The sequence below is a fragment of the Methylobacterium oryzisoli genome, assembly GCF_046557895.1.
GTDB classification, from domain to species: domain Bacteria; phylum Pseudomonadota; class Alphaproteobacteria; order Rhizobiales; family Beijerinckiaceae; genus Methylobacterium; species Methylobacterium oryzisoli.
Genome location: NZ_JBKIBX010000076.1, coordinates 1 through 14260, shown reverse-complemented (window position 1 = coordinate 14260; position 14260 = coordinate 1). Strand labels below are relative to the sequence as shown.

10 protein-coding genes and 3 pseudogenes are annotated in these 14260 nt (G+C 71.2%); 11 read left to right on the top strand and 2 right to left on the bottom strand.

Annotated elements, in window-relative coordinates; genetic code table 11:
* A pseudogene (locus tag ACKUB9_RS33050) lies at window positions 1-225 on the top strand (chloride channel protein); the annotation flags it as partial.
* 315 nt (window positions 226-540) lie between these two features.
* Window positions 541-1665, top strand: coding sequence for a zinc-dependent alcohol dehydrogenase family protein (locus ACKUB9_RS33045; protein WP_407530752.1), 1125 nt, complete (start codon window positions 541-543; stop codon window positions 1663-1665).
* A 403-nt stretch (window positions 1666-2068) separates the two neighbouring features.
* On the opposite strand, the gene ACKUB9_RS33040 is transcribed toward ACKUB9_RS33045, so the two are convergent.
* Complete coding sequence (locus ACKUB9_RS33040; RefSeq protein ID WP_407530751.1) at window positions 2069-2278, bottom strand: hypothetical protein; 210 nt, start codon at window positions 2276-2278, stop codon at window positions 2069-2071.
* Between ACKUB9_RS33040 and ACKUB9_RS33035 the strand changes: the two genes are divergently transcribed.
* The 9 genes and pseudogenes from ACKUB9_RS33035 to ACKUB9_RS32995 form a co-directional block, all read left to right on the top strand.
* Window positions 2265-2615, top strand: a complete 351-nt coding sequence (locus ACKUB9_RS33035) for a hypothetical protein (RefSeq protein WP_407530749.1) — start codon at window positions 2265-2267, stop codon at window positions 2613-2615. The two genes, ACKUB9_RS33040 and ACKUB9_RS33035, sit on opposite strands and share 14 nt — an antisense overlap.
* Window positions 2616-2676: 61 nt before the next feature.
* On the top strand, window positions 2677-3534 hold the full coding sequence (locus ACKUB9_RS33030; protein ID WP_407530747.1) for a helix-turn-helix domain-containing protein: 858 nt from the start codon (window positions 2677-2679) through the stop codon (window positions 3532-3534).
* A 221-nt stretch (window positions 3535-3755) separates the two neighbouring features.
* Window positions 3756-6716: a xanthine dehydrogenase family protein molybdopterin-binding subunit gene (locus tag ACKUB9_RS33025; RefSeq protein WP_407530745.1), complete on the top strand. Its 2961-nt coding sequence runs from the start codon at window positions 3756-3758 to the stop codon at window positions 6714-6716.
* Complete coding sequence (locus tag ACKUB9_RS33020; RefSeq protein WP_407530744.1) at window positions 6713-7552, top strand: FAD binding domain-containing protein; 840 nt, start codon at window positions 6713-6715, stop codon at window positions 7550-7552. The genes ACKUB9_RS33025 and ACKUB9_RS33020 overlap by 4 nt, the downstream gene beginning before the upstream one ends.
* Window positions 7553-7650: 98 nt before the next feature.
* Window positions 7651-8166 (top strand): (2Fe-2S)-binding protein, encoded by a 516-nt coding sequence (locus ACKUB9_RS33015; RefSeq protein ID WP_407530742.1) that lies wholly within the window; start codon window positions 7651-7653, stop codon window positions 8164-8166.
* Window positions 8159-9709: an AMP-binding protein gene (locus ACKUB9_RS33010; protein ID WP_407530740.1), complete on the top strand. Its 1551-nt coding sequence runs from the start codon at window positions 8159-8161 to the stop codon at window positions 9707-9709. Before ACKUB9_RS33015 ends, ACKUB9_RS33010 begins: the two co-directional genes overlap by 8 nt.
* Window positions 9710-9749: 40 nt before the next feature.
* Window positions 9750-10541, top strand: a complete 792-nt coding sequence (locus tag ACKUB9_RS33005) for an enoyl-CoA hydratase/isomerase family protein (protein ID WP_407530738.1) — start codon at window positions 9750-9752, stop codon at window positions 10539-10541.
* Window positions 10542-10688: 147 nt separating this feature from the next.
* Window positions 10689-12035: pseudogene (locus tag ACKUB9_RS33000) on the top strand (MFS transporter).
* 79 nt (window positions 12036-12114) lie between these two features.
* Window positions 12115-12365 (top strand): annotated as a pseudogene (locus tag ACKUB9_RS32995) (TIGR02444 family protein); the annotation flags it as partial.
* Between the two features lie 250 nt (window positions 12366-12615).
* Here ACKUB9_RS32995 and ACKUB9_RS32990 read toward each other — a convergent pair.
* Window positions 12616-14223, bottom strand: a complete 1608-nt coding sequence (locus ACKUB9_RS32990; RefSeq protein ID WP_407530754.1) for a winged helix-turn-helix domain-containing tetratricopeptide repeat protein — start codon at window positions 14221-14223, stop codon at window positions 12616-12618.
* Between the last annotated feature and the right edge of the window lie 37 nt (window positions 14224-14260).

The window sequence follows — 14260 nt, the reverse complement described above, 5'->3', positions numbered from 1 at the left end:
GAGGGCGAGCCGGTCGGGTCGGTGGCCCGGCTCGGCGACGCGGTGCTCCTGCCTGGCACGCCGATCCGGCAAGTGATGCGGGCCTTCGCGGAGGCCGAGACCGACGTGCTGGCGGTGATCGACCCGGAGACCCGCCGGGTGCTCGGCACGGTCACGGAGGCGCACGTGCTGCGCAAGTACGGCGAGGAGCTGGAGCGCCGCAACGAGGAGATGGTGTTCGGGTAGACGTCGGCCAGGGCCGCGAGGGTCGACTCCACGCGCAGCCGGCGGTCCTCGGGGCGGGGTCTCGGCGACCGAATTGCCGCGCCCCGGAGCGCCTCCACCAGCCCCACGCCCACCACAATGGGCCTGGGGTGGTTCCGGCGCGTCAGACTGAGGACGCCAGATGCGATCGGGAACTTGAGCCGGAGGCGGCGCTCCCACGTTCATGGCCAGGCTCGCCGCCGGCGTGCGGCCTCCTCGGTTGACCGGTCGGGCCGCCGCTGCCAGCGTGACGGCAAAGAGGGCCGCTTGCCCTCACCCGGGAGGATAACCGTGACGATGCGAGTTCGCGCAGCCGTGCTGCGCCACGCTCCCGTGGAGCGACCCTACTCGACGAGCAGGCCTCTGACGATCGAGACCATCGACCTCGCGCCCCCAGGGCCGGACGAGGTTCTGGTCAAGATCGCGGGCGCCGGCTTGTGCCACTCCGACCTCTCGGTGATCAACGGCGACCGGCCGCGTCCCGTCCCGCTTGCGCTGGGGCACGAGGCCTCGGCCGTGGTGGAGGAATGCGGTCCCGGCGTCGTCGACCTCGCCCGCGGCGACCATGTGGTGATGTCCTTCGTGCCCACCTGCGGCACCTGCATGCCCTGCCGGGAGGGCAGGGGGGCTCTGTGCGAGCCGGGTAACGCCGCCAACGGTCATGGCACGCTGCTCTCCGGCGCGCGGCGCATCCGCTGCGACGGCGTCGATGTTCACCACCACGCTGGCGTCTCGGCCTTCGGCGAGTACGCGGTGGTTTCCCGCCACTCGGTCATCAAGATCGACCCGGAGGTCTCACTGATCGAGGCTGCCTTGTTCGGCTGCGCGGTGATGACGGGCGTCGGCGCGGTGGTGAACACCTGCGGGGTGCGGATGGGTCAGAGCGTCGCGGTGGTGGGCCTGGGCGGCGTCGGCCTCTCGGCGCTGCTGGGGGCTATCGCGTGCGGAGCGGGGCGGGTGGTCGCCGTCGACCTCTCGGAGGACAAGCTGAGGATCGCCCGGGAGCTTGGTGCCACTGACACCTACCTCGCCTCCGATCCTGACGCGGTCGCGCAGATCCGCAGCGCCACCCACGGCGGCGTCGACCACGCCCTGGAAATGGCTGGCTCCGTGAAGGCGTTCGACACCGCCTACCGGGTCACGCGCCGTGGCGGTACGACGGCGACCGCCGGGCTGGCTAACCCCAATCATGTCTTCACCCTGCCGCCCGTAGGCCTCGTCGGTGAGGAGCGGGTGGTGCGGGGCAGCTACATGGGGAGCTGCGTCCCGGCCCGGGACATCCCGCGCTACATCGCCCTCTATCGCCAGGGCCGCCTGCCGGTGGAAAAGCTCATGACCGGCACCCTGGCGCTCGATGCCATCAACGAAGGCTTCGACCGCCTCGACCAGGGCCAAGCGGTCCGGCAAGTGATCGCCATGTAGGCGCCGCTCACCCGGGGATGGCTCCTCGGCATGGGATCGCCTCTCGATCGCCTCCGTGCTGTCCGGATCGGCGGCGACCGCGATTGTGGCACCCATCGTCGACACCCCGATCGTTGCGCCCGCTACCGCATCTGTCGCTGCCTGCGCCACGGCGGGGCTTGGTGCGGCAGGATGGAGGGTACTCAGGGGGCAGAACGTCGCGCTCGGCTTGTTCGGCTCCGTGCCACTTTGGGAGCTTCGATCCGCGCCGCCGACACGGCCGCTCGTCACTCGAAACCGTCTCCCCTGAGGCTCCTTCCATCGAGCACATCAGGCGGTGTGCGAGCGTGTGTGGACGAAAATCCAATGAACGGAGTGCATCCCGCAGTTTCTCGAAGCCGCTCTCACATCTCGCCATTGTATTTCAGCGAGATATCAAGCCATCCATTTGGTTGATGCTGACTGTGTCGCCGTCTCCGGCGATGACGGTTGTGGTTTCTGCCTCGAAGATCGTGGGCCCAGTCATGGTTGTGGCGGGTGCCAGAGTCTCGATCCTATAGGCGGGCACCCAGCACCATCGGCCGAACCAAGCCCGAGGCTGCGTGCTTGGAAACGGAGGCGTGGACGCAGGCATAGATCGACTAGGCAGGATTTTAGGCCCTCCACTCTTCGCGCCGGACATCCTGAAGGTCACCTTCCTGGCCAAGTCCCTGCGCACCGCCCTCGCGGTCCTGGTGCTGTTCGTCTTCTACGTGCCGCAAGTGGCGCGGTCGCGGGCCGCCGTCGTCAGCATCCTCGTCTCTCTGGTGCTGACGATCGGCTGGTCCCTGGCCGGCGACCCCTTCGGGCTCGACAGCGCCGACGTGGCGCTGGTCATCCCCCTGATCGTGATTGGGACGGATCACCTGCTGAAGCGGACGGGCACGGACGTCCCGGCCCCCGTCACGGCGGCGTCGCTGCAGCGCAAGTAGAGGGTGAGGATGAGCAGGGCCGCGGCTGGCTGCGTCCGGCACCGGGTGCTAAACTCGCCCGATGTCTGATGCTCTCGAAATCGCTTACGGAGATTTCGGCCGGGTTGCCCTGCTGGACATGGACCGCGGGCTCGTCCGGCACGCCCATCCGCACTGCCACGTGCTGCTGAAGGTCGAGGGCGACGACACGCAGTTCTTGGTCGGGGACCGTGTGGTCAGCCTGACCGACCATCAGGCCGTCCTCGTCAACGCGTGGGAGACGCACGCCTACGTGCACGATCCGCGCCGCGAGGCGTCGATGATCCTCGCGCTCTACATCGAGCCGGCGTGGCTCGGCGCGTTCCGGCACAATTGGTCCGCGAGCGCCGCACCGGGATTCTTCCACGAACCCGCCGGGCTGATCACCGCGGCGATACGCGGCCTCGTGCGAGACCTCGCCGCCGAGATGGTCTACGCCCCCGGCTCGCCGCGCATCCGGGGCGAGCTGCTGCCGGGACTGATGATCGCGCTGATCGAACGGTTCACGAAGTGGCGCGAGATCGGCACGTCCCTGCGCGAGGCGGGGCGGCGCCCGCGGGGAGACTGGCGCGTGCAGCGGGCCATCGCCCGGATGCGCGGCGAAGGCGGGCTCGATCTCGGGGCCGAGGCCCTGGCGCGCGAGGCCGGACTGTCGCGCGCCCATTTCTACCGCCTGTTCGAGCAGGCGACCGGCGCCTCGCCGCACGTCTTCCTCAACGCGATACGCGTCGAGCGCGCCGTCGAGGCGATCGTCTCGGGCGACGAGAGCCTCGCGGATCTCGGCACGACACTCGGCTTCGCGGCACCCGCGCATTTCTCGCGCTTCTTCCGCGACCATGTCAGCGTGCCCCCGAGCGTCTTCCGCAGCATCGTCCGCCGCACGGCCGGCTTCGCGGCCTGATCCTTCGGCCGCGGCTCGAGCGGACGCCATCCCCTCCTCACGACTCCGCCCCTCGCCGACGGCATGCATCCGCAGGCCAGCACGGCTGACGGGATGCCGTCCCGCTGATTTTGAGACGTTTCGGTAAGTCGTGAGACGGGGGCGTCTCACGTCCCGCGGCTGGGTCGATGCAGTTTGCGCCCCACGAGGCCATCGAAGAGCCCCGGACGAGGAAGCGAGCATTGGGCATCGAGCACAGCCGTTTCGTCGGGCAGTCGGTCGAGCGCGTCGAAGACGCCGCTCTGCTGTCCGGACGCGGCCGCTACATCGACGATCTCGGGCACAAGCCCGGCACGCTGCACGCGGCGATCCTGCGTTCGCCCCAAGCGCACGCGGACATCCTCGGCATCGACGCCGAAGCGGCCCGCGCGCTCCCGGGCGTGGTCGCGGTGCTCACGGGACGCGATCTCGCCGACGTCGCCGGTCCCCTGGTCCCGGCGCTCCGCGCCGCCGTGGACGCACGGGCGATCGCCGTCGAGCGGGTGCGCTACGTCGGCGAGCCGGTCGCCGTGGTCGTGGCGCAGGACCGCTACCTCGCCGAGGACGGCTGCGACCTGATCGAGGTCGAGTACCGCGGCCGCCCCGCGCTGGTCGATCCGCTGGCGGCGCTGGCCGAGGAGGCCCCGGTCCTGCACGAGGGCGTGGGGCGCAACCTCGTGAGCGACCGCACCTTCCGGTACGGCGATCCGGAGGCTGCCTTCGCGCAGGCGCCCCACACCCTCTCGGTGAGGGTCCGCTATCCCCGCAACACCGGCTCGCCGATGGAGACCTACGGCGTCGTCGCCGACTACGACCCGAGCGATGATTCCTACGACCTCCTCGCGAATTTCCAGGGCCCCTTCAGCATCCATGCCGTGGTGGCCCGCGCGCTCAAGGTGCCGGGCAACCGCCTGCGCCTGCGCACGCCGCCGGATTCCGGCGGCAGCTTCGGGGTCAAGCAGGGTGTCGCGCCCTACGCGGTCCTGATCTGCGCCGCTGCCCGCAAAGTCGGGCGCCCGGTCAAGTGGATCGAGGATCGGATGGAGCACCTCGCCGCCTCCGTCTCGGCGACGAACCGCGTCACCACCCTGACGGCGGCCTTCGACGGCGAGGGGCGCATCGCCGCCCTCGACTGGGACCAAGTGGAGGATTGCGGCGCCACCCTGCGCGCGCCGGAGCCCGCCACCCTGTACCGGATGCACGGCAACATGACCGGCGCCTACGCGATCCGGCACCTGCGCATCCGCAACCGGGTGGTGGTCACCAACAAGACGCCGACCGGCCTCGTGCGGGGCTTCGGCGGCCCGCAGGTCTACTACCCGCTCGAACGCCTCGTGCAGCGCATCGCCCTCGCGCTGAACCTCGACCCGCTCGACGTGATCCGGCGCAACCTGATCCCGTCCGATGCCTTCCCGTACCGGACCGCGACCGGGGCGCTCTACGATTCCGGCGACTACCAGCGGGCCCTCGACGAGGCGGTCCGCGACGGCGGCCTCGATGCGCTGCGCCGCCGCCGGGCGGAGGCCCGCGCCGAGGGCCGGCTCTACGGCATCGGCTGCACGGCCGTGGTCGAGCCGAGCGTCTCGAACATGGGCTACATCACCACGGTGCTGACCGCCGCCGAGCGCGCCAAGGCCGGCCCGAAGAACGGCGCGCAGGCTACCGCCACGATCACCCTCGACCCGGTCGGCTCGGTGACCGTGCAGGTCGCCTCGGTGCCGCAGGGCCAGGGCCACCGCACCGTCCTGGCCCAGGTCGTCGCCGACGTCCTCGGCATCCCCCTCGATCAGGTCCGGGTGACCGCGGATCTCGACACCGCCAAGGACGCGTGGTCGATCGCCTCGGGCAACTACTCGAGCCGCTTCGCCGCCGCAGTCGCCGGGGTGGCGCAGATGGCCGCCACGCGCCTGCGCGACCGGCTCGCCCTGGTGGCGGCGGCCCAGCTGAACGTGCGGGCCGACGACCTCGTCTTCGCGGGCGGCCGCGTTGCGTCGCGCACGAACCCGGACGCCGCCCTCCCCTTCGCGCGCGTCGCCGCGACTCGCCACTGGTCACCGGGCCTTGTGCCCGACGAGGCCGGCTCTGTCATCCGCGAGACCGCGTTCTGGACGCCGCCGGAGCTGACCGCGCCCGACGAGGACGATGCCGTCAACTCCTCGCTCTGCCACGGCTTCATCTTCGACTTCTGCGGCGTGGAGGTGGATCGGGAGACGGGCAAGCTCGTCATCGACCGCTACGTCTCGATGCACGATTGCGGCCGGATCCTGCACCCCGGCATGGTCGAGGGGCAGGTGCGGGGCGGCTTCGCCCAGGCGCTCGGCGCCGCCGTCTACGAGGAACTCGCCTACGGAGAAGACGGCGCCTTCCTGTCCGGCACCCTCGCCGACTACCTGCTGCCGACCGCGACCGAGATCCCGGACCTCGTCGTCCTGCACGTGGAGAGCCCCTCGCCCTTCACGCCCCTAGGGGCGAAGGGGGTGGGCGAGGGCAATTGCATGTCGACGCCGGTCTGCCTCGCCAACGCTGTCGCGGACGCTCTCGGCCTCGAGGCCATCGACCTGCCGCTGACGCCCGCCAAGCTCGCCGCGCTCGCGGCGCGCGGCGAGGAGCCGGCCCCGCCGCAGGGCCGCGCCGCGCAGACGGCGGTCCGGCCGGGCGACCGGACCCTGCGCGGGACCGGCGAGGCCCACGTGGCGGCTGCCCCGGATGCGGTCTGGGCGATGCTGCTCGACCCCGCCGTGCTGACCTCGGTGATCCCCGGTGCGCACGGGGTGCGCAAACTGTCGGACACGCATTTCCGGGCCGACGTGACGCTCGGCGTCGGCCCCGTGAAGGGCCGCTACAAGGCCGACATCAGCCTCTCGGACCTCGATCCACCCCGGGCCGCGACGCTGTCGGGCACCGTGACGGGTGCGCTCGGGAACGGCAGCGGCCGCGGGCGGATCACCCTGGCCGCGGACGGCCGGGGCGGCACCCGCATCGGCTACGCCTACGAGGCCTCGGTCGGCGGCAAGGTCGCGGCGGTGGGCGGCCGGCTCCTCGACGGGGCGGCCCGGGTGATCATCGGCGGCTTCTTCTCCGCACTCGCGCGCCGGGCCGGCGGGGGGGAGTCCCGGCCCGGCCCGCTGCGCCGGCTCCTCTCGCGCTTGGGGTTCTCCGCATGAAGCCCGCCCGCTTCGACTACCTGCGCGCCGCGAGCCTCGACGAGGCGCTGGAGGCGATCGCCCGGCACGGCGACGAGGCCCGCATCGTCGCGGGCGGCCAGTCGCTCGTGCCGATGCTGAACATGCGGCTGACGAAGCCCGCCCTGCTCGTCGACGTGATGCGGATCGAAACCCTGCGCGCGCCTCGCCGCGAGAACGGGGCCCTCGTGATCCCGGCGGGCACGCGGCAGGCGATCCTTCTCGACCGGCCGAATGTCGCCGACGAGCTGCCTCTCCTCGCCGCCGCCCTCCCGCACGTCGGCCACGTCCAGACCCGCGCCCGAGGCACCCTGTGCGGCTCCGTCGCCCACGCCGACCCGAGCGCCGAGATCCCGCTCTGTCTCCTCGCCCTGGAGGGCGAGGTGCATCTGCGCTCCGCCAGGCGCACACGGCGGGTGCGGGCGGACGCCTTCTTCGTCGGCATGATGGTGACCGACCGGGCCGACGACGAACTCGTCGAGGCGATCGGTCTGCCCCTGCGTGCGCCCGGCACCGGCTACGCCTTCGCGGAGGTGGGGCGGCGCCACGGCGACTTCGCCATCGTGGCCTGCGCGGCGGTGGTCGACGGCCGGCGGATGCGGCTCGCGGTGGGCGGCGTCGCCGACCGGCCGACCGCCCGTGACTGGCCCCTCCTCGACGGCAGCGCCCTCGACGATGCCCTCAACGCCCTCGCGTGGGATCTCGGCGCCGGGGACGACGTCCACGCCACAGCCCGCTACCGCCGCGACCTCGTACGCCGCCTCGGCCGCCGGGTTCTGGAACAAGCCGCAGAGGAGGCCCGCCGATGCCACGGCTAAGCAGATTGCGCGACGGTGGCCGCCGGTTCTGCGAAGAGAGCCTGCGGTGGCTCAGGAATCAAGGCGATCGAAGCGTCGGCACACCGACGCACGTCCGCTTGGCCGCCGCGCGGCGCCACGAGGTCGCCTTCACGCTGAACGGGGCCCCCGCCCGGGTCGAGGTCGAGCCGCGCACGCTGCTCACCGACGCGCTCCGCCACGGGCTCGGCATGACCGGCACCCATGTGGGCTGCGAGCACGGCGTCTGCGGCGCCTGTACGGTCGCGATCGACGGGATGCCGGCCCGCGCCTGCCTGACGCTCGCCGTCGCCGTCGAGGGCTGCGAGGTGCGCACCGTCGAGGGGCTGGCGCCAGAGCCCGGCCGGCTCGGCGTGCTACAGGCGGCCTTCCGGCGCCACCACGCCCTGCAATGCGGCTTCTGCACCGCCGGCATCCTGATGTCGCTGGACGCCTACCTGCGGGGTCGCCCGCAGGCGACGCGGGCGGAGCTCACCGAGGTGATCGGCGGGCATCTCTGCCGCTGCACCGGCTACGCCCCGATCATTGCGGCCGCCGTCGAGGCGGCCGCCCTGCTGCGCGGCGAGCCGATCGAGGAGACCCCATCCCATGCTTGACCTTGGCACCAGCTTCCTGGCGAGCGTGTCCCGCGACCCGCGGGAACTCGCCATCGTCGACGGGGAGACCCGCCTCACCTACGCGGAGTGGTACCGGCTGATCTCCTCCGTGGTCGCGGGCCTCGACGCGCTCGGCCTCGAGCCCGGCGATCACCTCGTCACGGCGCTGCAGAACCGCCTGGAGGCGGCGACGCTCCACTGGGCCTGCCAGTTCGCCGGCCTCGTGCTCACCCCGATCAACTGGCGGGCCAATCCCGACGAGATCGACTTCGCGGTCGATAACGCGGAGGCGAAGGCGATCGCCTACGAGGGGGTCTCGGCCGCGAGCGTGCGGGCGAGCGCCGGCGCGCGCCGCTGCCCGCGCATCGCCGTCGGCGTCGAGCCCGAACCCGGCGAGACGCGCTTCTCCGACCTCACCGCCGTGGCGGCCGCGCCCGCCATGCCGAGAGCGGATGCCGAGGCAATCTCCCTGATGCTCTACACGTCGGGCACCACGGCCAAGCCCAAGGGCGTGCCGCGCCGCCACCGCACCGAGCGCGCCGCCGCCCTCGCCCACGTGGCCCAGAACCTCTACGGCCGCGGCGAGCGGACGCTCGGCGTCATGCCGCTCTACCACACGATGGGGGTGCGCTCGCTGCTGGCCATGTCGCTCGTGGGCGGCGCCTTCGTGTGCCTGCCGCGCTTCGACGTGGCGGGCGCGCTGCGCCTGATCGCGGGCGAGCGGGTGACGAACCTCTACCTCGTCCCGACGCTCTACCACGACCTCGTCCACCATCCTGACTTCGCCGCGACCGATACGTCCTCGGTGCGCAAGCTCGGCTTCGCGGGCGCGCCGATGACGGACGGCCTCCTCGGCCGGTTGACCGAGGCGTTCCGGCCGGACCTGTTCGTGAACCATTACGGCTCGTCGGAGGTCTACACCTTCACGATCAACCAGGACGCCGCGGCCAAGCCCGGCTCGGCGGGGCGGGCCGGCCTCAACACGATGGTGCGGGTCGTGCCGCTCGGCGCCACCGATCCGCAGGCCGCCGCCGCCCCGGGCGAAGAGGGCGAGATCGCCGTCATCGCGAGCGGCGACGAGGCCTTCGAGGGCTACTGGCGCCGCCCGGAGGCCGACGCGAAGGCCTTTCGCAACGGCTGGTACCTTACGGGCGATACCGGCTTCATGGACGCGGACGGGGACGTCTTCGTGACGGGCCGGGTCGACGACATGATCATCACCGGCGGGGAGAACGTCTCGCCGGTCGAGATCGAGAGCTGCCTGTCGCTGCATCCGGCGGTCTCGGAGATCGCCGTGGTCGGCCTGCCCGACGAGCGCTGGGGCAAGGTGGTGACCGCCTTCGTCAAGCGGCGCGCCCCCGTCGACGAGGCCGCCCTCGACGCCCATTGCCGCGCGGCCGGGCTTCCGAGCCACAAGCGTCCGCGCGCCTACGTCTTCTTGGCCGAGATCCCGAAATCCCCGGTCGGGAAGCTCCTGCGCCGCCAGCTCGTCGCGGGCGAGTACGAGGCCGAGGCGGCCGGCGACCCCTCCGCCGCCGCCTGAGACGACCCCTTCCCCATCCGGTCAACCAGAGAGTGACCCCATGACCAGCGATCCCCGGCTTTCCAACCTCGACGGCTTCCGGGTCGAGATCGATCCCGCCCGCGAGCGCGCCGACGTGATCCTCGCTCGCCCCCCCATGAACGTGATCGCGATGCCCCAGCGCGACGAGATCCGGAAGGTGTTCGAGGCCCTCGACGAGGATGACCGCGTGCGCGTGATCGTGCTGCGCGCCGAGGGCGAGCACTTCTCGTCGGGCGGCTACATCAAGGGCTTCCTCGACGCCTCGCCCGAGCACGTCTCCAAGCTCGCCTGGAACATCGCCGCGCCGGCCCGCTGCGCCAAGCCCGTGATCGCGGCCAACCGCGGCTACACCTTCGGCGTCGGCTTCGAGATCTCGCTCGCCTGCGATTTCCGCATCGTCTCGGAGACCTGCCAGTACGCGCTGCCCGAGCAGAAGCTCGGCCAGATCCCGGGCTCCGGCGGCTCGGCCCGCCTGCAGAAGATCGTCGGCATCACCCGCACCAAGGACATCGTGATGCGCTCGAAGCGCATCCCCGGCCGGCAGGCGCTGGAATGGGGCATCGCCACCGCGTGCGTGCCGGACGGCGAACTCGAAGCCGCCGTCGACGCGCTGGTCGAGGAATTGCGCGCCTTCTCGCCCATCGCCCAGCGCACGGCCAAGAAGCTCCTCAACGACACCGAGGACGCGACCCTCTCGATCGCCATCGAGCTCGAAGGGCACTGCTACAGCCGCCTGCGCCAGTCCGACGACTTCCGCGAGGGCGTCGAGGCCTTCCACGCCAAGCGCAAGCCGACCTTCCGCGGCGCGTAGAGCCGCCCGTTCCGCGGCGCGCGGCGCCGCCCCGCCCGAGCCGGCGCCAGACCGGCCGGGCGGTCCAGAGACCGACCCTCACGACCATCCAAGGCCCGGCCGCACCGGCCGGCCCAACGAGGCCGCATGCCCGAAGGAGGAGACCCCATGTCCGCCGCCACCACGATTCCCGCGTCCGAGGCGCTGCCCAAGCCGACGACCCGCCAGACCGCCACCGCCGCGATGGCCTCGCTGTTCGGTTGGGGTCTCGACCTGTTCGACCTCTTCATCCTGCTCTACGTCGCGCCCGTCGTCGGCGCGCTGTTCTTCCCGGCCGACAAGCCGATGCTGTCGCTGGCGGGCGCCTACGCCTCCTTCGCCGTCACGCTGCTGATCCGGCCCCTCGGTTCGGCCCTGTTCGGCTCCTACGCCGACCGCCTCGGCCGGCGGCGCGCGCTGATGATCGCGGTGGTGGGCGTCGGCGTCTCGACTGCGGCCTTCGGGCTCCTGCCCACGGTCGGGCAGATCGGCTAGTTCGCCACCGCGATCTTCCTCGTCTTCCGCCTGATCCAGGGCATCTTCGTCGGCGGGGTGGTCGCGGCCTCGCACACGATCGGCACCGAATCCGTGCCCGAGCGCTGGCGCGGCCTGATGTCGGGCGCGGTCGGCGGCGGCGGCGCGGCGATCGGCGGATTGCTGGCCTCGCTGGTCTTCTACATCGTCTCCCTGCTCGCACCCGGCGAGGCCTTCGCCTCCTGGGGCTGGCGGGTGATGTTCTTCTCCGGGCTCCTGACCTCGGTCGTCGGCCTGATCCTGTTCCGCAACCTCGAGGAATCGCCGATCTTCCGGCAGCTCCAGGCCGAGAAGGCGGCCCGCCGCGTCGGGGCACCCGTGGTCGCCTCGCCCGTGCGCGCCCTGTTCTCGGCCGAGCACATGCGTGCCTTCCTGCTCGCGACCCTGGTCTCGTTCGGCGGCGGCGCGGCCTACTATCTGACCTCCGGCTACCTGCCGACCTACCTCAAGCTCGTGAACGGCGTGCCGAATGCGACCGCGTCGATGATCCTCATCGGCGCCAACGTCGCCGCCGCGATCGGCGCCTGCGCCCTCGGCGAACTGAGCCAGCACATCGGGCGGCGGGCAAGCTTCCTGCTCATGGGCGTGGTGCGGCTGGTGGCGTTCCCGGCCCTCTTCCTCGCCATGGCCGGGACGACGGACACCACCCTGCTCACCCTCTACGTCCTGCTCCTGTCCTTCATCGCCAACGCGAGCTACGGCCCGCTGCTGATCTTCCTCAACGAAAAATTCCCGACCGCGCTGCGGGCCACCGGCACCGGCCTGACCTGGAATGTCGGCTTCGCGCTCGGCGGCATGCTGCCGACGCTGGTGTCGCTGGCGGTCGATGGTCCCAGTCAGATCCCGATGATGCTCGCGATCTTCACGACCGCCGTTACCGCGATCTACCTCATCGGCGCCTTCCTCACGGAAGAGACGCGGGGCAATCTCGAGCGCATCTGAGCGCCCGCCGCGGGCCGGAACCCGCGGCAGCCATCGCGACCGGCGTGGGGTGCCCCTCGCCGGTCGTGCTCGTTCGCGGATGGACTGCGTGATGGACGCCGATCCGCTCTGGACTTTCGCCCTCGTCCTCTACGGCTGTCCGGGCGCGGCGGCGGCCTGCCTCGCCCTCCAAGATGAGGCGGGAGCGGACGTGACCCTCGTGCTCTACTGCTCTGGTGCGCGCGGACGGGCCGCGCTCTCGACGCGGAGGCGGTCCGGTCGGCCGATGCCAGCGTGGCGGCGTGGCGCGCCGCCGTGGGCGCGCCGCTCAGGGGCCTGCGCCGGGCCATGACCGCGTGCACCCGCCACGCCGGCCCCGCCCGAACGGTCGGCTTGGGCATCCAGGATGGCGCCGGTCGGACTGGCTTCGCGCCCGGCGCGCGTCTTCAGCGGCTCGGGTCTGGGCTTGCGGCAAGCGCGATTGATGAACACCCCTTCGGCCGACACCCGATCGTCGAGTGTGGCCGCGACCCAAGAACCGTTAGGGAGGAAACACCGCGAGGATGTCCGATGGCGGGCGTCATGTCTCACCGGGACGCCTTCATTCCGGCAATCCCGCCTTGCGAAGACCATCCGAGAACGTGGCGAGGTCGGCAGGTCGGTGGAACGGGAGCCAGTCCCCGAGACTGGCCATGTGAAGGGCGGGATCGAGCGCACGCAAGCGGGACATCGCTCGTTGCGCCTCTCCGCTCCGTCCGGCGATGGCATGGGCGGCCGCCGAGACCGCGACCGCCATGAGAAAGCTGGGCAGCTCGCGGCGGGCCCGCTCGGCCCAGATCGACGCCTCGTCCGCGCGCCCGGCCAACAGGTGCGCCATCGCGATCCCCGCCTGCATCCGGTACATCTCGGGATCCAAGGGGCTCAGACGCACAGCATGCGAGAACCGCTCGATGGCGTCGTCAGGCTCGCCACGCCAAACCCGAAGGAACGCACCGAGGAACCAAGCTGCCGCCAAGTTCGGGTTGAGCAACAGCGCCCGGTCTATGAGAGCGATGCCGCTGTCGATATCGCCGATCAGATGTGCGAGCGCGTGCCCGCCTCGGGCGAGCGCGACGGCATCGCCCTTGCCGAGCTCGACCGCAGCTCGGGCCAACCGCGCGCCTTCGACGATCTCCTGCTCCCTGTCCGCCGACCAGCCGTTGACCTTGCGCCAGAAGTAGCACCAGGCGGCCATCGCGTAGGCTGACGCGTAATCCGGGTCGAACTCGATCGCTGTCCGGAAGGCCGGCAACGCCTCGTCGATGGCCCGCCGGGTTCCCCTGTGAACGCTCGCCATGCCGCGAAGATAATAGTCGTAGGCGTCGAGGCTGTCGGTCGGCTTTCGGCTAGAGCGCTCGATCTCCGCGCGCTCGAGCTGCGGCGCAACGGCGCCCACGACGCTCTCGGCGAGCCGATCCTGCAGCTCGAAGATGTTGTCGAGCGTGTCCTCGACCTGCTCGGCCCACACGTGCAATCCGCTGGAGGCATCGATGAGCTGCCCGGTGAGGCGGATCCGGTCGTGCGCCTTGCGCACGCTGCCTTCCAGGACGTAGCGGGCTCCCAGGTCCCGGCCGACCTCGCGGACGTCGACCGCCCGGCCCTTGTACGTGAAGCTCGAATTGCGGGCGATGACGAACAACCATCGGACGCGGGACAGCGCCGTAATGACGTCCTCGACGACTCCGTCCGTGAAATACTCCTGTCCGGGATCGCCGCTCAGGTTCAGGAAGGGCAAGACGGCGATCGACGGTCGATCGGGCAGGGGCAGCGCGTGAGGCGATCCCTTGAGTGAGCCAGGCTCGCCGACCGCAGGTGGGCCGCCAGGCACAGGCGGCGGCCCTTGTTCCTCGACTTCGCCGACGAAACGGAACCCCTTTCGGGCGACGGTCCGGACCAGGCGCTGGTCTTCGCCGCTGTCGCCGATCACCCGACGGACGGCGTTGATATGGCTCGTCAGCGTCGACTCCGACACGATACGGCCCTTCCAGACGGCGTCCAGGAGATCGTCCTTGCTGACGACGCGTGCGCGATTGAGCAGCAGATAGAGAAGCAGGTCGAAGACCTGCGGACCGACCGCGATCCTCTGCGAGCCTCGGGTCAGCTCGCGTCGCTCTGGATCGAGCACATACTCCGCGAACCTAGAGCGTTTTCGGTTTAATCTGGATCGTATCCGGCAGCGATGAAGAAGTTGGCACACTCGTCGGGCG

Excerpts from the sequence above, each read along its gene's own strand:
- ACKUB9_RS33045 (WP_407530752.1), top strand. The coding sequence starts at position 541 with ATGCGAGTTCGCGCAGCCGTGCTGCGCCACGCTCCCGTGGAGCGACCC.
- ACKUB9_RS33040 (WP_407530751.1), bottom strand. The coding sequence starts at position 2,278 with ATGCCTGCGTCCACGCCTCCGTTTCCAAGCACGCAGCCTCGGGCTTGG.
- ACKUB9_RS33030 (WP_407530747.1), top strand. The coding sequence starts at position 2,677 with ATGTCTGATGCTCTCGAAATCGCTTACGGAGATTTCGGCCGGGTTGCC.
- ACKUB9_RS33020 (WP_407530744.1), top strand. The coding sequence starts at position 6,713 with ATGAAGCCCGCCCGCTTCGACTACCTGCGCGCCGCGAGCCTCGACGAG.
- ACKUB9_RS33010 (WP_407530740.1), top strand. The coding sequence starts at position 8,159 with ATGCTTGACCTTGGCACCAGCTTCCTGGCGAGCGTGTCCCGCGACCCG.
- ACKUB9_RS33005 (WP_407530738.1), top strand. The coding sequence starts at position 9,750 with ATGACCAGCGATCCCCGGCTTTCCAACCTCGACGGCTTCCGGGTCGAG.